The organism is Marinobacter albus, assembly GCF_030238305.1.
GTDB classification, from domain to species: Bacteria; Pseudomonadota; Gammaproteobacteria; order Pseudomonadales; family Oleiphilaceae; genus Marinobacter; species Marinobacter albus.
Genome location: NZ_JASSQD010000001.1, coordinates 2,444,623 through 2,468,135, shown reverse-complemented (window position 1 = coordinate 2,468,135; position 23,513 = coordinate 2,444,623). Strand labels below are relative to the sequence as shown.

The following is a 23,513-nucleotide window of genomic DNA, read 5'->3' as shown; positions in this document are numbered from 1 at the left end:
GATTGTGCACAGTCCGCCGAGATGAGTGTCTTTAAACCAGCTTCTCCAGATCCCGAAAGATGTCGGCCCCATCCGTTACCCGAGCCAGCCAGCTCAGCGGTATCCCTTGCTCGTATCCAACGCCGTGTATCGCAGCCATGGCTGGCCCGATGATCCAGGCCCGACCACACGAATCGCCTCCGCAGTGGATGTTCGCCCGGATCGCCTCGGTAAAGGATTGAGCCTGACTGACAATGTGAAAAATGACGGGCATTGCCTCGTGGAGGTAGCAGGTTCGGCCGAACCTGTCCCCGGCTTGAACCGGATCGAGGGCGTTTCCGGAGCTGGCTATCGCCAGATTCTTTGGCTCCGGGGCCAGTTCGATGGCGGCCTCAAGCGCTTTTGTCGGGGGAACGCCCAGGAGGAGTCTCTCAAGAAGGCGCGCTGCGCAGCGCGCCCAGGCGACGGCATCATCATTGTTATTGGTGACCCGGACTGCCGCTTCGACCTGTTCCATCAGTTCCGCCTGCCCGGAGTAACAGGCGACCAGGGGCGGAAGTTTGGAGACGGCGGGCAATTGCGTGTCGTCGGCGCCACTTTCCGGTGATAAATGCCGATCAATGGTTTCTGCAAGAAACACGCCCGCGTCCTGAATCCTGGCTTCCTGATAGGTGAGGTTGATGGCTTTTCGAACGGGATCCGCCAACTGCTCGCCACTCAGCCGTCGGGTGTAGGGCAACACTTTCTGCACGAGTATGCGCTTCTGCTTGTCCGTCAGGTCGGTATCGATGGCCGAATAGGCCAGTTCGATGGCTTTCTGTTCGGTGGCGACCAGGTTGTTCAGGGTGCCCCGGGTGGGATTATCGATAAAACCCTGCCAATCGCCACCGGGACCGAAATGGTTCACAAAGCGACGCTGGTAATCCCGAATATTCAGTTCCCCATGATGGGCAAGAAGGCTGTCGCTGAGTACCTTGGTTGCGGCGCCGTAATGGCTCATATCGCCCGGTTTTTTGCCGTCATGGGCGAAGAAACCGAACACGCCTTTGAAGTATTCCGCTCGTGGAGGTAGAAATTCCGGGGTCTGACCGCCGACTTCGAGTATTCGGTCGCTGTTGTAGAGCCAGTGCAACCCGAGACTGGCGGCGTCTGCCACCCAGCCACCGGCAATCGATGAAATCACTCTGTTACGTCTGTCTCCGGGCAATGTCTCGGTCATGATGCTCCCGCGTGAAGAGGCTGATTGGGTTATTGCGGGTAAGTGTAGTCATCCTCGTCAATATCTGTTGCAGGATAGCCCTTTGAAGTGTGGCGGCAGCGACCAGAATGCTGCCACCACACGGCTCCCTTTGTCACAAGTCAGGGTCGCGTTGGCCGTTGTCACGGGGCCTCCATCGGCATATTCCAGCATGAACTTAACAGTACACCTTTCGCGTTCTCACCCTGAAATCTGTACGAAATTTGGACAGGAGCGGGCGGGGACGCCGATTCCGGAGGCTTGGCAGGCCCTTAAAAGGAGTAGGTTACCGCCCCGAACCCTTTGAAAAGCCGCTCATCCTCAACAATCGGGCTGTTGGTGATATCGCTGCCTAGTTCCTCCATGGCGAGGCGGACAACCACGCGCCAGCTCTCAGTCAGCTCGTAAAAGGCGCCCACCCCCACCTCATAAGTGACCGTGTTGCCAACGTCGTAGGCCGGTCGGCCGGGAATCGCCGCCGAGGTCGGGACGCCAAAGTCGTGGTTGGCCAGTTTGCTGCTTAGCCAGTTGACGCCCAGCTCCGGCGAAAGACGCAGGTTGCCAAACTGGAAACCCCTGGACACCCTTGCCATCGCGGCGCCGCCACCAATCTGATCGAGAGCATCGTGTTCGTATCCCAGGTCAATCTCCAGTCCGTAAGGGGCCTCATAAACGAGACCCAAACCGGCCATCAGGGTGCTGTCGCGGTCCCCCAATCCTCTCAGGAATTCGCTGTCATCTTCTTCATAGGCGCCAATTCGATACGAGGCGGTTACCGCGAGGCGCAGTTCTTCACTCCCCACAATGCCGTAACGAAGGTTCGGTCCTACCCATTGAAGGCGCTCCCCGAAGTAGGTGATGGCTGGTATCGGTTGAAGCACGTTGGAATCGGAGCCCACATACGGGCTGCCGCGACCAATCACACCCAGGCCCACACCCCATTGCCCGAATTCGCCGAGAACCCGGTATAGCTCAATGTCGAGTGTGGCAGTCTCCTCCTCACGAACGGTGAAGGCCGCGTTCCGGAAGCTGGGCGGGCCCTTGGGCTGATAGTTGTTTGACAGGCCCACCGGCTCGCGGGGGATGCCGATAAAGTTCTTGTCCAGGGCACCGTTGTCGTTCTCGTCCAGGTAGGCAAGGACGGCGATTTTCCCGGTCGGAACATCGGGTAGGACATAACTCTCGCCTGGCTGGATGGAGTATCGGACCTCCTGCCTGGGATTGCGAAAGTCGCCGAAGGCGTCTGGATCGTCGTATACCTGAAGAACCAGCGTACCGTCTGCGGGCAGGTTCCGGACCTGCACTGAAAGGTCAGCGGCGTGAAGGGCTGTTGCACTCAGCAGCATCAGGAAGAAAAGTGAAGACAACGCCACGCGGGGGATTTTCATGAGATAACAAGCCGAGAATCAATGAGTCTGTCAAAATACGACCGGAACATATAATCGGATGGCCCCATCGATCCATGCGAATTGTACGGAGCCTCCGAGACGAAGGCCCCCAAAAACTGGATAATGGCCGCCATTCAGGCCATGGCGCGCCAAATTTTACAAACCGGGTACCTACGTAATGGAAATCAACGTCAACTTCCTCGACAATCTCAGACTTGAAGCCAAGTTTGACGATTTCACCGTCGTTACTGACCAGCCCATTCGCTACAAGGGTGATGGTTCTGCGCCCAGCCCCTTCGACTACTTTCTGGCATCCTCGGCGCTGTGCGCCGCCTATTTCGTAAGGGTGTACTGCAAGGCGCGTGATATTCCCACCGACAATATCCGTCTGTCCCAGAACAACATCGTTGATCCGGAGAATCGCTACAACCAGATCTTCAAGATCCAGGTGGAGCTGCCGGAAGACATCTCCGACAAGGACCGGCAGGGCATTCTGCGGTCCATTGATCGCTGCACCGTGAAGAAGGTGGTACAGACCGGCCCGACGTTCGAGATTGAGACCGTAGAGAATCTCGACGAAGACGCCCAGGCACTGCTGATGGTTGAGCCGGACAGTGAGCACCGGACATTTATCGAGGGGAAAGATCTGCCCCTGGAGCAAACCATTGCCAACATGACCGGTATCCTGGCGGATCTCGGCATGAAGATCGAGATCGCCTCCTGGCGCAACATCGTGCCCCACGTTTGGTCGCTGCACATTCGCGACGCGGCCTCGCCAATGTGTTTTACCAACGGCAAGGGCGCCACCAAGGAAAGCGCGCTGTGTTCCGCGCTTGGCGAATTCATCGAGCGCCTGAGCTGTAACTTCTTCTACAACGATCAGTTCTTTGGCGAGGAAATTGCCAATAGCGATTTTGTTCATTACCCGAACGAACGCTGGTTCAAGCCGGGGCCCGAGGACGAGCTGCCAGACGGCATCCTGGATGATCACTGCTGGGCCATCTATAACCCGGACGACGAGTTGGTTGGCTCCAACCTGATCGATACCAACTCCGGTAGGGTAGACCGCGGCATTTGTGCCCTCCCGTTTGTTCGCAAGTCCGATGGCGAAGTGGTGTATTTCCCCTCCAACCTGATCGAGAACCTGTTTCTCAGCAACGGCATGAGTGCGGGCAATACCCTGTTCGAGGCCGAAGTTCAGTGCCTGTCGGAAATCTTCGAGCGGGCGGTCAAGAAACAGATTATCGAAGAGGAAATTGCGTTGCCGGATGTGCCCGAGGAGGTACTGAACAAGTACCCCGACATTGTCGAGGGCATTCAGGCGCTGGAGGCCCAGGGCTTCCCGATTTTGGTGAAGGACGCTTCGCTGGGTGGGCGCTTCCCGGTGATGTGCGTCACCCTGATGAACCCGAGAACGGGCGGCGTGTTTGCGTCTTTCGGCGCGCACCCAAGCTTCGAGGTGGCGTTGGAACGCAGCCTGACCGAATTGATGCAGGGCCGCAGTTTTGAGGGCCTGAATGACGTGCCGGCGCCCACGTTCAATAGCCTGGCAGTGTCTGAGCCGAATAACTTCGTTGAGCATTTCATTGATTCCACCGGGGTGGTTTCATGGCGTTTCTTCAGTGCCAAATCCGATTACACGTTCAACGAATGGGATTTCTCGGGCACCAATGAGCAAGAAACAACCCGACTGTTCAATATCCTGGAGGACATGGGGAAAGAGGTGTATACGGCCGTCTATGAAGAACTTGGCGCGCCGGTGTGCCGAATTCTGGTGCCGGGTTACTCGGAAGTGTACCCCGTTGAGGACCTGGTCTGGGACAACACCAACATGGCCCTGGACTACCGCGAGGACATACTCAACCTTCACTCCCTGAGTGATGACCAGCTGGCGGATCTGGCGGAACGGCTGGAGGGCAGCCAGCTTGATAATTATATGACGATCATCAGCCTGATCGGCATCGAGTTCGATGAGAACACGGTGTGGGGACAGCTGACGATCCTGGAACTGAAACTGCTGATCTGCCTGGCACTTCAGTGGCACGAGGAGGCGCTCGAGTTTGTCGACATGTTCCTGCAGTTCAACGACAACACGGTCGAGCGCGGCCTGTTCTATCGGGCTGTGAATGCGGTTCTGGAAGTGGTCCTGGACGACGAACTGGAGCTGGGCGATTACATTGCCAACTTCCGGCGCATGTTCGGGGATGACACCATGGACGCGGTGGTGGGTTCGGTGAACGGCACGGTGCGTTTCCATGGCCTCACCCCGACCAACCTGCAACTGGACGGTCTGGAGAAGCACCAGCGTCTCATCGAGAGCTACAAGAAGCTCCACGCCGCCCGTGCCGCCGTAGCAGCACAGGCCGTGAATTAGGCGTCCACTGCCTGCACCGCAACCCGGGTGCCGTTGAACGCGGCATTCCCGGTCAAAGCGTCGATGCGCTGTGAGTCGGTGACATCGTTCATGCTGACGCCCGGTTGGGACTCGGCCACGGTCATGCCGGTATTTTTCCGGTTATGACCCCAGCCCTGGGGAACGCTGACGACGCCTTCAAACATGTCGTCATCAATCTCTACCGGAAGCTCTATGCGGCCCACGGGGGAGGACACCAGCGCCGCCTGGCCGTCCTCCAGCCCAAGCTTCCGGGCGTCTGCCGAATGAATCTGCAGTGTGCACGGGTTCTTGCCCTTCACGAGGCGATGGGAATTCTGGGTCCAGGTGTTGTGACTGCGGGCCAGTCGGCGGCTGATCATTGAGAACGGATAGGTCGGGTCCTCGCCCTCGCTGAGGATTCCGGAGGTTTCCAGGCGGTCCAGGTCATCAATATGCAGCTGTGGCGCGATGTGAATCCGGCCATCCTCCGTCTGCAGACGTTGTTCCAGGCAGGGTTGCAACGGCCCGAGATCCACACCGTGCGGGTTTTCCCTCAGCTTTGCCAGACTCATGCCCTGATCGCCATACGCGCCGTGTTTCAGACCGGCGTCCAGCATCATTTCCGGGGTCAGGCCATCGTCTTCGCGCCCGGTCAGGCGCAGCGCCAGTTCCTTGAGAATTTCCCAGTCGTGCTTCTGGTCGGGTGCCTTGGCGAACAATGGCTCCGAGAACTTGGCCGTGTTGCGTACCGCGAACGAATTGAAGAAGACATCGAAGTGGGGCACTTCCAGGCCGGTCGTGGCCGGCAGAATGATGTCGGCGTACCGGGTGGTTTCATTCAGATAAATGTCCACGGACACCATGAACTCGAGGGAACCGAAGGCCTCGCCAAGGCGCGCACCGTCAGGGCTTGAAAGCACGGGGTTGCCGGCAATGGTCATCATCGCCTTGATCTGCCCCTCACCGGGTGTGAGGATTTCGTCGGCGAGCGTGGCAACGGGAAACTCGCCGTTGTAGAACGGCAGCTTCCGGACCCGTGATTCGTAGCGCCCATAGGAACTGGGTTTGCCCTTGGTACTGCGGACCAGATCGAACGCTGGCTGGGTGAACATGGCGCCGCCGCGTTTGTCGAAATTTCCGGTCAGCAGATTCAATACGTTGGTCAGCCACTGGCACAGGCCACCGAAAGACTGGGTGGAGGCCCCCATGCGGCTGTAACACACTGCAGTCGGGGCGTCGGCCATCTCCCGGGCCAGCCGGCGAATGGTTGCGGCTTCGATTCCGCAGGCATCCGCCACACGTTCCGGCGGGTAAGGCCTGACGGCCTCTTCGAGTTGATCAATGCCTTCGATCAGGTGCTCAAGGTGGCCAAGCCGGACTCGCCCTTCCTCAAACAACGTATGGGCCATGGCGAGCAGGAGCAGGGCGTCGGTTTCCGGACGGATGAACAGGTGCTCGTCGGATTTCCGGGCGGTTTCGGTGCGTCGCGGGTCAATCACCACCACTTTGCCGCCGCGCTGCTGAATGGCCTTGAGCCGTTTGCCCACGCCGGGCGCGGTCATCAGACTGCCGTTGGAAACGATCGGGTTGGCGCCGATGATCAGCATGAAATCGGTGTGGTCGATATCGGGTATGGGGATCAGCATCCCGGCGCCGAACATGTAATTGGACGCCACGTGGTGGGGAAGCTGATCGGCAGACGCCGAGCTGTAGCGATTGTTGCTGCCCAACGCCTTGAAGAAACCTGGAAACGTAACGGCGTTGCCGAAGTTGTGGGCATTGGGGTTACCCAGGTAAGTGCCCACCGCGTTTTTGCCATGGGCCTGCTGAATATCCCGGAAGCGGGTGGTGATTTCCTCGAAGGCTTCGTCCCAGGAGATTTCCTGCCAGCCATCGGCGGTTTTCCTGAGCGGTGTTTTCAGGCGGTCTTTGTCCTTGTAGAAATCCTGGAGAGCGACGGCCTTGGGGCAGATGTGGCCCTGACTGAACGGGTCGTCCTTGTCCCCCTTAATGGACAGAATATCCTCGCCCTGAAGCTTGATCTCGAGGCCACACATGGCTTCGCAGATGTTGCAGGTCCGGTAGTGGGTCTTGGTGTCGCTCATCGGAAGTGGCCTGTTATTGGACTATTTGTTTGGCCAGTATGCCAGTCGATCCCGGGAATTCCAGCGGTCATAATTGACATTAAATTGGTCATTCCCGCCAGTCTTTCCCCTTGCCGGTACCACTACCGCAGATTTCGTGCTTCCTGTTCTGGAAAGATGCGGTTACGATTTCCTGCATTTGAAATTCTGGTATTTATCGAGGTAAGGCTATGGCTCTGCTGGAAAAACGAATTCCACCCCTGGCACTGACACTGGTTGCGGGTGTGGCTATCTGGGCGTTGTCGGCGGCTGTGCCCGGGATGGATCTACCTGGTTGGTTCCGGCTGCCTGTGTCCCTGTTTCTCCTGTTCGTGGGCATTGCATTTTGCGTGGCCGGTGTCGTCGAATTCCGGCGTGTCCAGACCACCGTTGATCCGCGCAAGCCGGAATCGTCGTCGTCCCTTGTCTGTTCTGGCATCTATTCGGTTACGCGGAATCCGATGTACGTCGGTTTCACGCTGGTGCTGCTCGCGCTGACGGTTTTCCTGGCCTCGCCCTGGTTATTGCTGATCGTGCTGGCATTTGTCCTGTACCTTGATCACTATCAGATTCGACCCGAGGAACGGGCATTGGCGAATCTCTTCGGGCCGGAATTCAAGGCGTACCAATCCCGGGTACGCCGGTGGTTGTGACCCGACCCTGTTGGGGAGCCGATTAGAAGAACAGAAACGCGCCGTATCCAGCGGCGACCGCCATCGCCAACACCACTGTTACAAACGCCAGCAGAAGGCGGGGAGTGAACAGGGAACGCAGCAGAATGAGTTCGGTCAGGCTGGCGCCGGCACTGCCGATAATCAGGGCGAGAACCGCACCAGCGCCGACGCCTTTGGTCATCAGGGCTGACGCCATGGGGATAACCGCTTCGGCACGAATGTAAAGCGGCACGCCGATCACGGCGGCAACCGGGATTGCCAAGGGGTTGTCCTGCCCGGCGTATTTGGCAAGCAGGTCTGTCGGCAGGTACCCGTAAATCGCGCTACCAATCGCGACACCGATCAGCAGGTAGGGAGAAACCCGAACAAAATCTGACAGGGCCTCCCGCCACAGCCCGCTGTATTTTCCCCCAGGTACACTGGCCCCGGTGCACGATTTTTCTTCCGAACTTGCCACCGATACCACCGGGTTTTCCTCCCGGCGCAGGTAGCGCTCGTAGCCCAGTGCCTGGAGCGACCAGCCAGCCGCCAATGAAACCGTCAACGCAGCAAGTATATAGATGGCCGTGAGGCCAACCCCGAATGTTGCAAAGAGGAGTACAACGACAACCGGGTTCAGCAACGGTGAGGCAAACAGAAAGACCGTCATCGGGCCAAAGCTGACCCGGGCGCGAATAAGGCCTTTAAGCATCGGTATGGTTGAGCAGCTGCAAAAAGGGGTAATTGCCCCGAGTCCTGCGGCAATCAGGTATCCGCGGCCACCGCTGTTGCTAAGCAGGGCTTCGAGTCGGGAAGGGGGGATATGGCGCTGCAAGGCGCCAACCATAAAACTGATTCCGATAAAGAGTACGGACAGTTCCGTGGCAAGCAGCGTGAACATGAACAGGGTGTCCTGAAGTTGGGCTGACATTTTTTAATCCTATATTTCTAGATTAGTCGAAATAATGAGGTTAGGTTGTGCTTGTTGGGTCTGTCAACTATGATTCTAGAAATATAGAAACAATTTCCGGGAGAGTCAGATGACTCATGAAGAAGTAGCCGCCTGTCTTGCTGAACTGGGCAATACCCATCGGCTGGCCGTGTTTCGTTTTCTGGTTAAAGCGGGTCACTCCGGAGCACCGGTTGGCGAGATACAGAAAGCGTTGGGAATACCCGGCTCCACGTTGTCTCATCATCTGGCTCGCATGGCGAGAGTGGGGCTTATTCGACAGGAGAAACACAGCCGGACGATTGTGTGTATCCCCGAGTACCAGCAACTTGAGGGCCTGATCAGTTTTTTGAACAAGGAATGCTGTGCGGGCAATTCCTAGCGTGCCGTCTCAATCCGGTCTTACAGGTATCCTCCTTGATAAAACCGGGTGCCTCACTATTCTTACTTGAGTTCTTTCTGATAAACCTCTCCTAGACGAACACTGCAGTAGGTCGCCAACTACGAGTGCAGTAGCTCGATTCCCGCAGGGATGATTTCGTGCTTCGTAACGATGTGTGGATAGACGGGTTGGCCGCGATCACGGCCAATTCAATCTGTCCTGAGCAGCATCCAGAAACGGAGGACAACCGTGATGAAACGGATATTTCTATACGCTCTTGTGCTTGTCCTGGCATTGCCAGGTACCTTCCTTTTGATGACCGATTCCGCGTGGGCCCAATTCAAGCCGTCGCGGGAGTCACTGTCTGACCAATACCCGGGCAAGGCCTACTCGCCCTACGCGCAACGAAGCTTCCCGGATCGCGTGTTCTGGGGCGACACTCATCTGCATACCGGGTTATCCGTCGATGCGGGACTCTTCGGTGCACGGCTTGGACTCGATGAAGCCTACCGGTTTGCGCGCGGGGAGGAGGTAATGGCCTCCAGCGGACAGCCTGCGAGACTCTCGCGACCGCTGGATTGGCTGGTGATTGCCGATCACTCGGATGCGATGGGATTTTTCAATGATCTTGCCAATGGCAAGCCTGAGGTTATCAAGTTCGATCAGGGCAAACGCTGGTACGAGGAATTGCAGAAGGGCGGTGAAGCGTCAGCCGATGCTGCGCTCGACTTGATTGCGACGTTTGCTCAGGGAAAGATTGATCCTGAGATGATGGAGGAGTACTCGCCGGGAGGAAAAACCTACCAGACGATCTGGCAGAAGGTGGTTGATGCTGCCGAACGCTTTAATGAGCCGGGTCACTTCACGACGATTATCGGCTTCGAATGGACCTCCCTGGTTGCGGGCAACAATCTTCACCGCAACGTGTTGTTCCGGGATGGCGCGGATAAGGCGAGCCAGATTGTGCCTTACACCACTCAGCCGCCTATCGGGTCAACCGATCCTCTGGATTTGTACGCGTGGCTCGAGAACTATGAGAAAAACACTGGCGGTTCGGTACTCGCCCTGGCGCACAACGGCAATTTGTCGAACGGGCTCATGTTCCCGGTAGATGCCCAGTACACGGGGAAGGAGATCGATTCAGAATATGTTCGCTTGCGTGGCAAGTGGGAACCCATGTACGAGATCACCCAGATTAAAGGGGATGGGGAGGCTCACCCGCTGCTGTCGCCGGATGACGCCTTTGCCGATTATGAAACCTGGGATGCGGGCAACCTCGATCTTTCGGAAGCCAAAACGGACGATATGCTTCAGTACGAGTATGCCCGGGAAGCGTTGAAGAATGGCTTGAAGCTAGACAAGCGTCATGGCACCAACCCTTACAAGTTTGGGCTGATTGGGTCCACCGACAGCCATACTGCGCTCGCGGCTGTTGAGGAGGACAACTTTTTCGGCAAGGCGACGAACGTTGAACCCAATCCCGCGCGTATGGAACATCCTTTCACGAAAACGGAACAAGGTGTGTTCGAGGGCTACGAACTCACAGCCTCGGGCTACACCGGTGTCTGGGCCACTGAAAATACCCGCGCAGCGATCTTCGATGCGATGGAGCGCAAAGAGGTGTACGGCACGACAGGGTCGCGCATGCTCGTTCGTTTTTTTGGTGGTTGGGACTACACGTCTGAAGACATGAATAGCCGTCAACCAGCCTTCCGTGGGTATGAGAAGGGCGTGCCCATGGGCGATGACCTGCCAGACCGAACCGGCGACTCAGCGCCAACCTTCATGGTCTATGCGCTTCGCGACCCGATTGGAGCAAACCTCGACCGGATTCAGATCGTGAAAGGATGGTTGGACAGCGATGGCGAGACCCACGAAAAGGTCTATGACGTTGCCTGGTCGCCAGGCAGAGAGCCTGATGCTGATGGGGTTCTTCCCCCGGTTGGCAATACCGTGGATATTGAGACTGCCAACTGGATGAACACCATCGGCGCTTCGGAGCTGGGCACTGTCTGGAGCGACCCGGATTTCGATGCATCCCAGTCCGCGTTTTATTACGCACGAGTGCTGGAGATCCCGACGCCGCGATGGGTGGTTTATGACGCTATGCGTTTCGGCGTGGAGATTCCTGAGGGGGCTGTAACCACCGGGCAGGAGAGGGCTTACACGTCTCCAATCTGGTACACACCGGAATCATGACGGTTAGGTGCTTTGGCAGAGCAGAGCGAGCACCCCGCTCTGCTCTGCCAAAGGTTGCGAGTCCGATTAACTTTGCTGGGATGGCGCGCCTGTGACCACTCGTACGCCAAGATTTTGGGCGTTTCTGGTTGCAATGGTTTGCGTGGCCCTGCAGACGGGCTGCGCGACCCCTCCGGTTGATCAGATTGAGCTCATGCCTGCACCGGACGTCTATGGCGATGGCCTGCTGAACCCGCTTCCCGAGACCGAACCTTTCCAGCGAATTCCATACGACGGGATTCTGTTTGCAACTGATCGCGCGCCGGCGACCGGGGAGGATCCCGAAAACTACTACCTGAACGATCGCGGTTTTGTCGTGCGAGTGGGTCTGGCCGAGATTCAATTCGGCAAGAAGGAATTCTCGTGGGAATTCGCCCGCCAGGTTTCGATGCTGAAAACACGCACCGAGGATTACCCGGTCAAGATCACGGGTGTTGAGGAGTGGGGAATGATGAAAAGCTCACTGCCCAACTGGATAGACACCAGTCTACTCGACAGGGGCGAGTTGCCCGAGGACGCATCCGACAGGTTCGCGAAGGCCATCAATGCACAGTTGGCGGTATCCGGTAAAAAGCATGTCTATATCTATGTGCATGGCTATAAGGTGGTGTTTGAGAATCCGGTTCTCGTTTCTGCCGAACTCTGGCATTTCTTGGGCTACGAGGGCGCTTTCATTGCCTACGCCTGGCCATCGACGCCGAGCCGGTTTGCCTATATCAAGGATTCAGACACATCGGAAGGATTTGCGAGAAGCCTGAGAGTGCTGCTTGAATTCATCGCGCAAGAGACGGATGCGGAGGAGGTGCATGTCATTGGCTATAGCAACGGAACGCGGTTGGTACTGCGGGCGTTGGAACAGCTGGCATTGAAGCATCACAGCGAATCCGAAGAAGTCATCCACGAGAAGCTTCGTATCAGCAATGTCATTCTGGTCGGAAGTGATCTCGACCGGGGGGTGTTTGGTGCATTCATCTCCGATGGATTGCTGAAGGTACCGCGCCGAACCTCCGTGTATGTGTCCGATCGCGACAAGGCACTGGGCTTTTCGCAGTTTCTGACCCGCCGCCAGAGGTTGGGGCAGCTCTGGGGTGGCGCTGGCGATGAGATGCTGCCGCTGGTCAGGCAGGCCCTGATCGATCTGAGTGACCAGCTTGCCTTCATCAACGTGAGCGAGGCGGAAGCCTCAGACCTGGGGAACGGTCACGGCTATTTCCTCAGTAGCCCCTGGGCCAGCAGTGACATCCTGATGACACTCTATTACGGCCTGACGCCCCAACAGAGAGGTCTCTTGATGCAGGAGGACATGCCCGTCTACACGTTCCCGCCGGACTACATCCTGCGGCTCTGGGATGCCATTGACGATGTCGACCCGGCGTTTGCCGCCGAGTTGGAGGCCTTGCGCGCATCTGAAGTCTCGCCGACGGAGTGAACCATTCTGCCGGGTCAGTTCCCGGGCCGGGATTCGATATTGATGACGCGGCCGTTTCTCAAGGTAACGACCTGGCGAAACTGGTTGCTGGAGAAATCGTAAAGCCATTGCTGTATGAGTACCGGTTGCAGGACTTGCCAGGTTTCGGAGCGCCTCCGGGGTGTGGGTAGTTGCCATTCCACCCGTTTCGATGCGGGTTGGCCGCAGCGGGTTACGAGTTCGTATTCGTTCTGAATGTGCCGGAGTGTGTTTGGTCCGCAGGTGCCCATGCCGTCTGTGTGGAACCCGTACCCCAGACTTTCCACACGCGCGAGCCTGCCGTTGCGAAAGACAAGGAGACGGATGAAACGTTGGGGCCCCGGATTGTAATACCAATGCATTTCCGTTTGAACGACCCCCAGACCGGGGACGGTCGCGGAGGGGTATTCCGCGACGTAATCCGGTGGCCCACAACGCTCCTCGACCTCGATTGGCCAGGCACCGTCACTGACCAGCGACGCGCCGCAACGCAGGGCACCCTGGGCGCCTGACGTCAAGGTGGCAAGAATCAGCAGCATGATGAGTCGTTGATACCTGGTCATGATCCGGCTCGGTACGAGTGCTGTGCATGAAGCTCATTGTACTCCCGGGAGTTACGGATAGACCAAATCGGTGTTCATGGCTTTTCAGAGATCTCATTTCGTCTGCCAGCGTGAAAAAACGTCCAGACCTGCTAGGGTTAATAATCATGGGCTTTTTAGGGAGAAAAAAGCCATGTTCCGCCGAGCGAAAGTTTTTCTTCATCAGTTTGAGCAGATTCCATTCATTAATCATGCGCTTGATCGGCATTACGCAAAGGAGTTTGCAAGCGCAACAAATGTAAACTGGTTCAAGGGCGTGTACCCGGACTTTGCATCCGCCATTGCCGATGCGCCCGCCAGTAAGCCTCTGGGTTACAACAACGAAGCTCCTGCCTCCGCTGAAATGTATCGTTTTCGAATGCAGGCGATTTCGCCTTGCGATTACCCCGTGGCGTTCTGGCTTAATCGACTCCTGGAGCCGAACCAGAAGCTTCTGGATTTTGGTGGCCACGTTGGTGTGCTCTACTACGCGCTCACCAAGTATCTGACGTTCCCCACGCCGTTCGAGTGGCAAATTTACGATGTCCCGGCCGTCATCAAGGAAGCCAGAAAGTTCGCGGCTACCAACAATAAATCCGCTCAACTGAGTTTTATCGATGATCTGGCTGAAGCGAATGAGAATGACTGGGTGCTGTTTTCCGGTTCGCTGCAGTATGTCGACGAGCCGGTCAACTCCATCATCGAACGCCTGCCGTACCGGCCAACCTACGTGCTGATCAATATGCTGCCGGTGCATCCGCGAGAGAGCTACGTGACCCTGCAGAACATCAGCACGGCGTTCTGTCCGTACCGGATATACGGCGTTGGTGATCTGCTGGAGGATATCCAGAAGATGAATGGCGAGGTGATTGATGAATGGAAGAACGCGGACAAGGAGTGCGTCATTCCGTACCATCCTGACCATTCCCTGGACCACTATTACGGGATGCTGGTTCGCTTGAAGCCCCGTCATTGACTCTCTGGTCCGGGCAGGGCTTTTTACTTCGTACGATCAGCGGGGAGTCGATATGAAGCTTACCTCTCTGGCGATTGTTTGTGGGTGTCTTCTCCTGTCGGCTTGCGCGACGAGAGACATGCAAGGCAGCTTTATTCCACACTCCTACATTGATCCCAAAGGCGAGTTCCAGGGAGAGCTGATAGGTCATGTGTCGGGTACTTCCTCCCAGACACTGGTTCTGTATATCTTTCCGGTGGGTGATGCGCCAAGCCTGGACGAAGCCATGGATGACGCAATGTCGAAAATTCCGGGCACAAAATACCTGACCAATATTTCTATTGATGACCGGACGGTGTGGGGTATCGGTTACAGCAGGGAAATCATTGAACTTGATGCGGACGCACGAAACTAGATGAGGGGATCCTTGCCGGCACCTGCCGGCAAGGAGTCGTTGTTGCTATTGTCGCTACCGGCCTTCAATCATGCCTGACTCGTCAGAAATCACGATCTCAACCCGCCGGTTCTGCTGTCGCCCGGCGCTGGTGCTGTTGCTGGCGACCGGGTAGGCCTCACCATAGCCTTCCACTTCAACCCGGCTGCTGGAGATACCCATGCCCAGCAGGGAATCGTAGACCGCCATGGCACGGCGCTCTGACAGACGCTGGTTGTAGGACTCCTCACCGGTGCTGTCGGTATACCCCTCAATCCGTACGCGGCGGTTCTCGTACTCTCGCATGAACTCGGCCAGGCGTGAAACTGTGCGTTCACCGGAGGGCTTCAGTTCCGCCTCATTGAGGTCAAACAGTACATCCCCAAGCGTCAGCACCATGCCTCGATCGGTCTGTTCGGCCTTCAGTGCCTCCATTTCTGCTCTTAGTTTCTCGGCTTCGCTGGTTTTCATCTCCAACTGCATCTGCCGGCGACGTTCTTCAGCAGAGGCGACCTCCTCTTGCAGGGCCGCACGCATGCCTTGCTGCTGGGCAATCTGCGCGTGTCGGAGTGCCAGGTAGGCTGCCTGATCGACCCTTGGGTCATCGGCGTCTTCTTCCAGTAGCCGCTCGGCTCTATCCAGCTCAGTCCTGGCGGCACGCAGCTGGCTGTCGCCGCTGCGCGCCACATCCGGATCGTTTTCGATACTCAGATAGGTTGACCGGGCCTCGTCGAGCGTGGCGTTGTAGGGGGGCGAGCTGGCACAACCGGCCATCAATGTGAACAGCCCGATCACGATGCTTGTGTATAGTGTACGCGTCATCATCTCAATCTCCTTGTCCGGGCTCACTGTTGATCCATCTCGAGTTGATTCTGAAGGTCTTCGATACTACGGCTGATCTCAGCCACTGCGCGCTGGGCTTTTTCTGTCTCGGCGCGGGCTCCGGCCAGCTGCGCATCGACTGCAGCCTGTTCCAGCAGCCGTCTCGCTTCGGTGTAGTCCTCCTCATCGGGGTCCGGTTTATCGATCAACTCGCGGGCATCAGCCAGTTTGTTCTGGGCCTGATTCAACAACACGGGATCGAATTGCCGAGCATCGTTCGCTTCAGCCTGCTGGATTGAGGCCCGCGCTAATTGCAGCTCGCTGGTTGGCTTGGGGCCGGGCCCGGCACAGGCCATCAATGCTGAAGTCAGGGCGAGTATCACGAATGTACGTGGTATCAGTTTGTGCGGCTTCATGTAGGAACTCCCTTGTCTACGGTGTAACCCGCCATCCGGCGGCGCAAGCAGGAATGTCAAGAAATGTAAAACAACTGGATATACTATAGCAGCGGATTTGAGAATCGGCGTGAAGGAGCACCGATCAACTGACTTCCTGCAATTACTGGCGGGATGGCCGGCTGAACTTGGCTCGTCATTCATGTTCCAATGGGGAAGTGGTCTTGGGCGACTTAAGTGGCGTATGACTTACTGGAAATGCTCAGCGCAGCGGCCTGAGTTGTACATTTGTCTGGCAGGAGAAGTGATAGCTATGAGTGATCCCACCTATACCCCTCCGAAGGTCTGGAAATGGGAGGCCGAGAGCGGTGGCGCCTTTGCCAAGATCAATCGGCCCATCGCCGGGCCAACGCACGACACAGATTTGCCCATGGGCAAGCATCCGCTGCAGCTCTATTCGCTGGCAACGCCAAATGGCGTCAAGGTGACGATTATGCTGGAGGAGTTGCTGGCGCATGGGATTGAGGGGGCTGAGTATGATGCCTACCCAATCCGGATTACCGAAGGCGATCAATTTGGTAGTGGCTTTGTCGAGGTTAATCCCAATTCCAAGATTCCGGCGCTACTGGACCGCAGCGCTGACCCGGCGATCCGGGTGTTTGAGTCCGGCTCCATTCTTCTTTATCTTGCCGAGAAATTCGGCGCGTTTTTGCCGAAAGAGATTGCCAAGCGAACCGAAGCACTGAACTGGCTGTTCTGGCAAATGGGCAGCGCGCCTTTACTCGGCGGAGGTTTTGGGCATTTTTACGCCTATGCACCGGAGCCCTACGAGTACCCCATCAACCGTTACACGATGGAAGTCAAGCGTCAGCTGGATGTGTTGGATCGGCAATTGGCCAACCATCAATACATCGCGGGCGATGAGTACACCATCGCCGATATGGCGATCTGGCCTTGGTACGGTGCTCTGGTAACGAACAAGGTATACGATGCCGCGGAATTCCTTGAGGCCCATACATACCGGAATGTGATCCGCTGGACTGAGGAAATTGCTCACCGGCCAGCGGTTCAGCGGGGCAGGATGGTCAATCGTACCTGGGGAGAACCTGCCGAGCAGCTGCACGAGCGTCATGACGCCAGTGACTTCGAGAACAGGACCCAGGAAAAACTGGCCGCGATACTTGGTCATTCCTGACACGGATACTGAAACACGAAACGGCAGCCGAGGGCTGCCGTTTTTCGTTTGCAACGGCACCCTAATCTTTGAGCTATTCTTGATTAAACTGCGTGCAGCGCAATTTCTGCCAGACGCCCGTCGGGAGGAAGTTGATGAAAGGAACCGCAGCGCTGACCGAGGAACAGGTCTACCGTCGATGCCCTCTCGGCCAACTGGATTTTGAAACCACGGATTCCCTGGAAGATCTCGAGCTACCCTGTGGACAGGCACGTGTCCTGCGGGCGCTGGAGTTTGGTGCGAACATGCAGGCAGAGGGGTTCAACCTGTTTGTCTTGGGGCCCTCGGGGGCAGGCAAGCAAGAGTTTGTGGAACGCTTTCTGGCCCGGCATACCGAAACGCAGCCGGTCCCGCCTGACTGGTGTCATGTTTTCAATTTCCAGTTTTCTGACCGACCCCGCGCGATTCGCTTGCCGGCGGGCGAAGGGCGGCAGTTCAAGGACGATATGGTCGATCTCGCCGCGGAGTTACGTACGGCGATTCCCGCGACATTCGAGAGCGAGGAGTACCAGGCCCGGCTTCAGGAACTCCAGGAAGAAATGGCGAAACGCCAGCATCAGGGCCTGTTTGATATCCAGGAAGAGGCCAATCGCAATAACATTGCCATGATCACCACACCTGCCGGTTTCACCTTTGCGCCCATGCGAAATGGCGAGGTTATCGATCCGGAAGAGTACAAGGCGTTCTCCGAGGAAGAAAAAGAGCTTGTTGAATCGAAGGTCGACGAGCTGCAGAAGAAGCTCCAACTGACCATTCAGCAGATTCCGCGGTTACGGAAAGAGGTGCGGGAGCGGGTGCATGCCCTGAATGAGGAAATGGTTCAACTGACCCTAGGTGGTCCCATCGGTGAACTGAGGGCCAAGTGGTCTCACTTGCAGGGGGTGGTGGATTACCTTGACGCCGTGCGCGAGGATGTCGTCGAGCATGCGGAAATGTTTCAGGATGTCGAGAATGGCGTTCCCGGTGGCCTGATGGGGCGTTACCGGGTGAATCTGATCACCGACAACGCGGAGACTGTGGGCGCGCCTGTCATTTATGAGGATTTGCCCAATCATCAGCACCTGGTGGGTCAGATTGAGCACCGGGCCCGCCAGGGAACCCTCTATACCGACTTCACCCTGATCCGCGGGGGCTCTGTGCATCGGGCCAACGGCGGCTTTCTTATTATTGATGCCCGCCGGGTCCTGTCACAGCCAATGGCCTGGGAGAGCCTAAAGCGAATTCTGTTCTCCGGTGAAATCCGGATCGAATCCCTCGAACGTCTTTACGGCCTGGTCAGCACCGTAAGCCTGCAACCCGAACCCATACCAGTCTCGGTCAAAGTCGTGCTCCTGGGTGACCGGTTGCTGTACTACCTGCTGTCTCACTATGACCCGGATTTTCTGGACCTGTTCAAGGTCGAGGCAGATTTTGAGGACGATCTGGATCGGGACGAAGAGTGCTATACCCTGTACGCCCGCATGATTGCCACTATGACTCGCCATCTGAAAAGCCGGCCCCTCGACCGTGCCGCAGTGGCGAGGCTGATCGAACATGCCAGCCGGCTCGCCTCGGATCAGCGCAAGCTGACCGCTCATGATCGGGTACTCCGGGACCTCCTGAGTGAGGCGGATCACTGGGCAGATCAGGGGAGTTCCGGGGTCATTGGTGCCGGCCACATCCAGCAGGCGATCGACGAACGGGAATATCGCGCCAGCCGGATACGCCAGCGCAGTCGTGAACAGGTCGGCCGGGGCATTGTAATAATTGCCACGAGCGGTGAGGTGGTTGGTCAGGTGAATGGACTCTCTGTGCTCAGTCTCGGCGCTTCCATGTTTGGTCAGCCGACCCGGATTACCGCGACGGCGAGGCCCGGGAAAGGGCAGGTGGTAGACATCGAGCGGGAGGCAAAGCTCGGTGGGCCGATTCACAGCAAGGCGGTGATGATTCTCTCCCGTTTTCTCGCAAGCCGATACGCTGGCGAGGGGGACCTGTCGCTTTCTGCGAGCCTGGCCTTTGAGCAGTCCTATGGCGGCGTGGAGGGGGATTCAGCCTCTGTCGCTGAAACCTGTGTGCTGCTCTCGGCGATCAGTGGTGTGCCGTTGAAGCAGGGCTTTGCAGTAACCGGCTCCATGAATCAGCTTGGCGAGGTCCAGGCTGTGGGCGGGGTGAATGAAAAAATCGAGGGGTTCTACGACGTTTGCCGTCAGGCAGGAGAGGTGCGGAATCAGGGCGTGTTGTTGCCTGCCAGCAATGTGGAACACCTGATGCTGAATGAGGCGGTTCGCAAGTCGGTTGCCGTGGGCGATTTCAGCCTCTATCCGATCTCCGGGATCGACCAGGCGATTGAAATGCTGACCGGTATGGAGGCCGGTGAAGCGGACGCCGCGGGATGTTTTCCTGAGGGGTCGTTTAATCGCGCGGTGGCGGACCGCCTGGGAAAGTTTGCCGAGATCAGCAAGAAGCGGGACGACAACGACGCTGGAGAGGACAAGAGCGGTGACAAACGGGAGGACTGACGACCGCCAGGCGCAGCGTCATTCGCGGCGCGGTGAGGGCCGTATTGTGGTTCTGTTGGATGGCTCCCCGATGAGCTACGCAGCGCTCAGAGCGGCCGCCAATATTGCTGCACAGACCGGCGCGGAGGTACTGGGTGTCTTCGTGGAGGAGATGAACCTTTTACGCAGCGCGGGTTTCAGTTTTTCCCGGGAAGTGGGTTCCGCGTCTGGCATCAGCCGTACCCTTGATACCGCCAGGGTGGAGCGTCGTCTTCAGCGTCTGGCGGATCACGCCCGCCAGGCACTGGCCAAAGCCATGGAAGGGCGTGGCGGACATCATGCGCTCAGCATCACCCGGGGTCGGGTTATCGAAGAGGTGTTGGCACTGGCAGGTCCGGAGGATTTGCTGGTTCTTGGCCGGGTAGGCTGGTCGTCAGCACCGGGCGCAAGGCTGGGTTCAACGGCCCGGGGCCTGGTCCAGCGATCCCCGGGGCGGGTCCTGTTGTGGTGTGAACAAAATGTTCCCGCCCGGGACCGGATTGTGGTTTTTCTTAACGACCATCCTGAGGCCAATGAGCGGGCGCTCACCGCAGCGGCTGAGGCGTCCAGGCGCTACCGGCAAGCGGTGACGGCCCTGCTGTGCCCGGGCTCATCGGTTTCCCAGGAGCAGCTCAGTGACTTCAGCCGTGATCTTGAGGTGATGGGGGGTGGCATCCGATTGCGTGTTTTGCCAGCCTGTGATCCGGCAACCATCGCTCAGACAGTCCGGCAGGAACACGCCTCCCACTTGGTGATCAGCCGTGGGTGTGTGTTGTTTCAGAAGCCGGGAGCCGACCAGCTATTGGTAGTGCTTGATCTTCCGGTTACCGTTACACCCTGAAGATTTCAGGATTAAAGGCTTTTTTCGATTCTCGGTAGCGCTTCTATGTTTCTGGATATCCTTTACATCATCGGCTTGACCGCGCTTGCCGGCGCCTGTATTCCACTGGGCGGGTTGCTGGCCTGTGCCGAGCGCATCGGCCCGAACTGGCTGGAACAGGAGTTCCGCCATTTCCTGATCGCGTTCGGGGGTGGAATTCTGCTTGGTGCCGTAGCGGTGGTCCTGGTGCCGGAAGGGCAGTCGAGTATGGGCGATTCGTTATGGGCGATCCCCATGATTGTTGCGGGGGGACTGCTGTTCTTTCTGATCGAGCGTGTGCTGGGGATTCGGCGCCGCGAATCCCCCCAGTTGATGGGGCTGATGCTCGATTTCGTTCCGGAGGCGACGGCGCTGGGTGGGCTTGCGGTGGCGAGCCCCGGCACGGCGCCCCTGCTTGCAGTGCTGATCGCCTTGCAGAACCTGCCCGAAGGCTTCAACGCATACCGGGAGCTGTCTTCTTTGCCGGGTTATACCTCAAAAAAGACGCTGATTTTCATGGCGGGCCTGGTGACGGCGGGTCCCCTTGCAGGTCTGCTCGGCTATTTTTTCCTGTCCGAGCAGCCTGTCGTTCTGGGTGCAATCATGCTTGCCGCTTCTGGCGGGATTCTTTATCTGATCTTCCAGGATATTGCGCCACAATCCCGGCTTGATAGGCATTGGGGCCCGCCATTGGGCGCAGTGATCGGTTTCTGTCTGGCCCTGTTCAGTCACGATCTGGTGGCGATTGCCTGAACGCCCGGTCAGGCAATTTTCCGGGCGTCTTCCTTACGCAGAATCTCGTCGATCTCCTCGGCGGACAGCGTCTCCTTCTTCAGCACGGCTTGTGCCAGAGCCTCCAGTTGCCGGTGATGTTCCTTCAGGAAATCGAGGGTGGATTTTTCGAGGGCAAGGAGCTGTGACTGGATTTCCGTATCGATCAACTCCGCCATTTTTTCGCTGAACTCCCGGGGCAGGCCCATTTCCCGGCCGAGAAAAACGTGCTCCTCGCCAATGCTCAGGCCTAGCGGGCCGATTTTTTCACTCATGCCCCACTGCCCAATCATTCGGCGGATCAGCGTGGTCGCCTCTTTGAGATCGTTCTGGGCTCCGGTGCTGACCTCGCCATAGATCAGCTTTTCCGCGGACCTTCCCCCGAGCATCACCTTGATCCGGTCTTTCAGGTAGCTTTCGGTGTAGTTGTATTGATCGTCTTTTGGGGTCTGCTCGGTCACCCCCATGGCCAGGCCATGGGGAATGATGGTGATCTTGGTGAGCGGATCCGCCTTGGGCAGGTAATAGGCCATGATGGCGTGTCCGCACTCGTGGTACGCCACGGCTTCCCGCTCTTCCTTCGACAGGTGGGCATCGCGCTCCTCACCAAGAATGATGCGGTCGCGGGCCAGCTCGAAACAGTGGGCTGTAACCTCGTGCAGGTTCTCCCGGGCTGCCGTCAGGGCTGCCTCGTTGACCAGGTTTTTCAGGTCAGCGCCGGAGAAACCGATGGTGCGCGCTGCGAGCTGGTCAAGGTCCACATCGTCCGCCAGTGGCACTTTGCGCGCGTGTACTTGCAGGATTGCGGCGCGCGCCTCCTTGTGTGGCCGGTCCAGTGTGATCTTGCGATCGAACCGCCCGGGCCGAAGCAGGGCGCTGTCGAGTACATCGGGTCGGTTGGTGGCCGCCAGAACGAGTATGTTTTCATGGGGTTCGAAGCCATCCATTTCGGTAAGGATCTGGTTCAGCGTCTGTTCCCGTTCATCGTGTCCGCCGCCGAGGCCGGTGCCCCGTGAGCGGCCGATGGCATCAAGTTCATCAATAAAGATCAGAGCGGGCGCCTCCTTGCGGGCGTTCAGGAACATATCCCGCACCCGTGCCGCCCCCACACCCACGAACATTTCGATGAATTCCGAGGCACTGATGCTGAAGAAAGGTACCTCGGCCTCACCAGCAATGGCGCGAGCCAGCAGGGTTTTACCGGTGCCCGGCGGCCCGACCAGCAGCACGCCCTTGGGCATTTCCGCACCCAGTGCCCGATATTTCTCAGGGGCCTTAAGGAAATCGATGATTTCACTGATCTCACGCTTTGCCGACTCAATGCCCGCAACGTCGTCCAGCGTGGTGGTGGAGGTTTCCTTGCGGGCACGACGAGCCTTGGACTTGCCGTAGTCAAACGGTCCGCCCCCCTGGGTCATGCGTTTCTGGGCGACGCCCCAGAACCAGAACATGAGGGCCAGGAGCAGAATCCAGGGCAGGAAGCCCCGAATCATTTCCTGCCACCAGGGCAGCCCCGAGGGCGTAGCGCGTATGGTGACCTCGTTTTCTTCAAGCAATGGCAGCAGGGAGGGGTCTTCCATCGGCGGACGAATGGTGTGAAACCCGGTGCCGCTCTCCTGGGGGGAGGTGTCTGAGCTGAACGACGCTGCACCGCTATCGGTGAACGTTCCGATGATGCTCTCCTCCATGAGAGTGACGTCCGCCACTTCGTTGTTTACCACCGCCGTCTTGAACTCCGAATAGGCCAGTTCGTGAAGCCTGGGCTGGCCGCCATCCTGGAGCCAGAGCACCATCAGGAAGATGGCGGCACTGAGCCACAGGAAGGAATACTGGTTCGGGATAGCCGGCTGCGGCTCATTTGACGGTTTATGGTTTCCAGGTTCGTTTGGCGTTGTCATTTCGGTCTCCGGTCACCCTCCATGATTTTGGCGACAAAAACGGATTTTCCATAGGTTTCGAAGGACCACTTCATAGTATCGGAGAGTACTTTCATGACTTCGTCATACTCACCGAAGATTTCCGTGCTCATGCGCCCCGGAACCACCTCAAGCGAGGTTTCCTCAAGACGCGCGATGAGGTCCCAGATCGGTTGTTTGTAGTCGTCTTTGAGCGGATAGCAGCTCAGTTGGACTGACAGGAACATGCTCGCCTCCTTGTTCAGCGTTTCAGTTGACCGG

The 23,513-nt window shown here is 57.6% G+C and carries 20 protein-coding genes; 11 read left to right on the top strand and 9 right to left on the bottom strand.

Features of this window, described 5'->3' with window-relative positions:
• Nucleotides 1–31 precede the first annotated feature (31 nt).
• Both QQF73_RS11425 and QQF73_RS11420 read right to left on the bottom strand, forming a co-directional pair.
• Nucleotides 32–1,198 carry an ADP-ribosylglycohydrolase family protein gene (locus QQF73_RS11425; protein WP_285368248.1) on the bottom strand — a complete coding sequence of 389 codons (1,167 nt, stop codon included), beginning with the start codon at nt 1,196–1,198 and terminating at the stop codon, nt 32–34.
• A gap of 290 nt (nt 1,199–1,488) precedes the next feature.
• Nucleotides 1,489–2,604 carry a MipA/OmpV family protein gene (locus QQF73_RS11420; protein ID WP_219865351.1) on the bottom strand — a complete coding sequence of 372 codons (1,116 nt, stop codon included), beginning with the start codon at nt 2,602–2,604 and terminating at the stop codon, nt 1,489–1,491.
• Nucleotides 2,605–2,782: 178 nt separating this feature from the next.
• Here QQF73_RS11420 and QQF73_RS11415 point away from each other — a divergent pair, with 178 nt between their 5' ends.
• The gene (locus QQF73_RS11415; RefSeq protein WP_285368247.1) at nt 2,783–4,978 is read left to right on the top strand and encodes an OsmC domain/YcaO domain-containing protein; all 2,196 of its coding nucleotides are present in this window, start codon (nt 2,783–2,785) and stop codon (nt 4,976–4,978) included.
• Here QQF73_RS11415 and QQF73_RS11410 read toward each other — a convergent pair.
• The gene (locus tag QQF73_RS11410) at nt 4,975–7,083 is read right to left on the bottom strand and encodes a molybdopterin-dependent oxidoreductase (protein ID WP_285368246.1); all 2,109 of its coding nucleotides are present in this window, start codon (nt 7,081–7,083) and stop codon (nt 4,975–4,977) included. The genes QQF73_RS11415 and QQF73_RS11410 overlap by 4 nt on opposite strands.
• Before the next feature lie 209 nt (nt 7,084–7,292).
• Here QQF73_RS11410 and QQF73_RS11405 point away from each other — a divergent pair, with 209 nt between their 5' ends.
• Nucleotides 7,293–7,754, top strand: coding sequence for a methyltransferase family protein (locus QQF73_RS11405; protein ID WP_219865354.1), 462 nt, complete (start codon nt 7,293–7,295; stop codon nt 7,752–7,754).
• A gap of 22 nt (nt 7,755–7,776) precedes the next feature.
• Here QQF73_RS11405 and QQF73_RS11400 read toward each other — a convergent pair whose 3' ends face one another.
• A complete protein-coding gene (locus QQF73_RS11400) occupies nt 7,777–8,685 on the bottom strand; it encodes a permease (RefSeq protein ID WP_285368245.1) in 909 nt (302 codons plus the stop codon).
• A 109-nt stretch (nt 8,686–8,794) separates the two neighbouring features.
• On the opposite strand from QQF73_RS11400, the gene QQF73_RS11395 reads away from it, so the two are divergent.
• From QQF73_RS11395 to QQF73_RS11385, 3 genes are all read left to right on the top strand, one after another.
• The gene (locus QQF73_RS11395; RefSeq protein WP_219865356.1) at nt 8,795–9,085 is read left to right on the top strand and encodes an ArsR/SmtB family transcription factor; all 291 of its coding nucleotides are present in this window, start codon (nt 8,795–8,797) and stop codon (nt 9,083–9,085) included.
• A 252-nt stretch (nt 9,086–9,337) separates the two neighbouring features.
• Entirely contained in the window at nt 9,338–11,284 is a 1,947-nt protein-coding gene (locus QQF73_RS11390; RefSeq protein ID WP_285368244.1) for a DUF3604 domain-containing protein, read from the top strand.
• Between the two features lie 193 nt (nt 11,285–11,477).
• On the top strand, nt 11,478–12,752 hold the full coding sequence (locus QQF73_RS11385) for an alpha/beta hydrolase (protein ID WP_285368243.1): 1,275 nt from the start codon (nt 11,478–11,480) through the stop codon (nt 12,750–12,752).
• Nucleotides 12,753–12,766: 14 nt separating this feature from the next.
• On the opposite strand, the gene QQF73_RS11380 is transcribed toward QQF73_RS11385, so the two are convergent.
• Complete coding sequence (locus tag QQF73_RS11380; protein ID WP_219865358.1) at nt 12,767–13,333, bottom strand: DUF2845 domain-containing protein; 567 nt, start codon at nt 13,331–13,333, stop codon at nt 12,767–12,769.
• Between the two features lie 172 nt (nt 13,334–13,505).
• On the opposite strand from QQF73_RS11380, the gene QQF73_RS11375 reads away from it, so the two are divergent.
• The gene (locus QQF73_RS11375) at nt 13,506–14,327 is read left to right on the top strand and encodes a methyltransferase, TIGR04325 family (RefSeq protein ID WP_219865359.1); all 822 of its coding nucleotides are present in this window, start codon (nt 13,506–13,508) and stop codon (nt 14,325–14,327) included.
• 52 nt (nt 14,328–14,379) lie between these two features.
• On the top strand, nt 14,380–14,721 hold the full coding sequence (locus QQF73_RS11370) for a hypothetical protein (RefSeq protein WP_219865360.1): 342 nt from the start codon (nt 14,380–14,382) through the stop codon (nt 14,719–14,721).
• A gap of 54 nt (nt 14,722–14,775) precedes the next feature.
• On the opposite strand, the gene QQF73_RS11365 is transcribed toward QQF73_RS11370, so the two are convergent.
• Complete coding sequence (locus tag QQF73_RS11365) at nt 14,776–15,564, bottom strand: OmpA family protein (protein WP_219865361.1); 789 nt, start codon at nt 15,562–15,564, stop codon at nt 14,776–14,778.
• Between the two features lie 20 nt (nt 15,565–15,584).
• Nucleotides 15,585–15,977, bottom strand: a complete 393-nt coding sequence (locus tag QQF73_RS11360; protein ID WP_219865362.1) for a DUF4398 domain-containing protein — start codon at nt 15,975–15,977, stop codon at nt 15,585–15,587.
• Nucleotides 15,978–16,269: 292 nt separating this feature from the next.
• Between QQF73_RS11360 and yghU the strand changes: the two genes are divergently transcribed.
• The 4 genes from yghU to QQF73_RS11340 all read left to right on the top strand — a co-directional run bounded on the left by yghU (nt 16,270) and on the right by QQF73_RS11340 (nt 21,318).
• A complete protein-coding gene (gene yghU, locus QQF73_RS11355) occupies nt 16,270–17,151 on the top strand; it encodes a glutathione-dependent disulfide-bond oxidoreductase (RefSeq protein ID WP_219865363.1) in 882 nt (293 codons plus the stop codon).
• A gap of 134 nt (nt 17,152–17,285) precedes the next feature.
• Entirely contained in the window at nt 17,286–19,688 is a 2,403-nt protein-coding gene (locus tag QQF73_RS11350) for a Lon protease family protein (protein WP_219865364.1), read from the top strand.
• The gene (locus QQF73_RS11345) at nt 19,669–20,547 is read left to right on the top strand and encodes a universal stress protein (protein ID WP_285368242.1); all 879 of its coding nucleotides are present in this window, start codon (nt 19,669–19,671) and stop codon (nt 20,545–20,547) included. Before QQF73_RS11350 ends, QQF73_RS11345 begins: the two co-directional genes overlap by 20 nt.
• Nucleotides 20,548–20,592: 45 nt before the next feature.
• Complete coding sequence (locus tag QQF73_RS11340) at nt 20,593–21,318, top strand: ZIP family metal transporter (protein ID WP_219865365.1); 726 nt, start codon at nt 20,593–20,595, stop codon at nt 21,316–21,318.
• 8 nt (nt 21,319–21,326) lie between these two features.
• Here QQF73_RS11340 and ftsH read toward each other — a convergent pair whose 3' ends face one another.
• Entirely contained in the window at nt 21,327–23,234 is a 1,908-nt protein-coding gene (ftsH, locus tag QQF73_RS11335; protein ID WP_219865366.1) for an ATP-dependent zinc metalloprotease FtsH, read from the bottom strand.
• The gene (locus QQF73_RS11330) at nt 23,231–23,479 is read right to left on the bottom strand and encodes a hypothetical protein (protein ID WP_219865367.1); all 249 of its coding nucleotides are present in this window, start codon (nt 23,477–23,479) and stop codon (nt 23,231–23,233) included. The genes ftsH and QQF73_RS11330 overlap by 4 nt, the downstream gene beginning before the upstream one ends.
• Nucleotides 23,480–23,513: the final 34 nt, after the last annotated feature.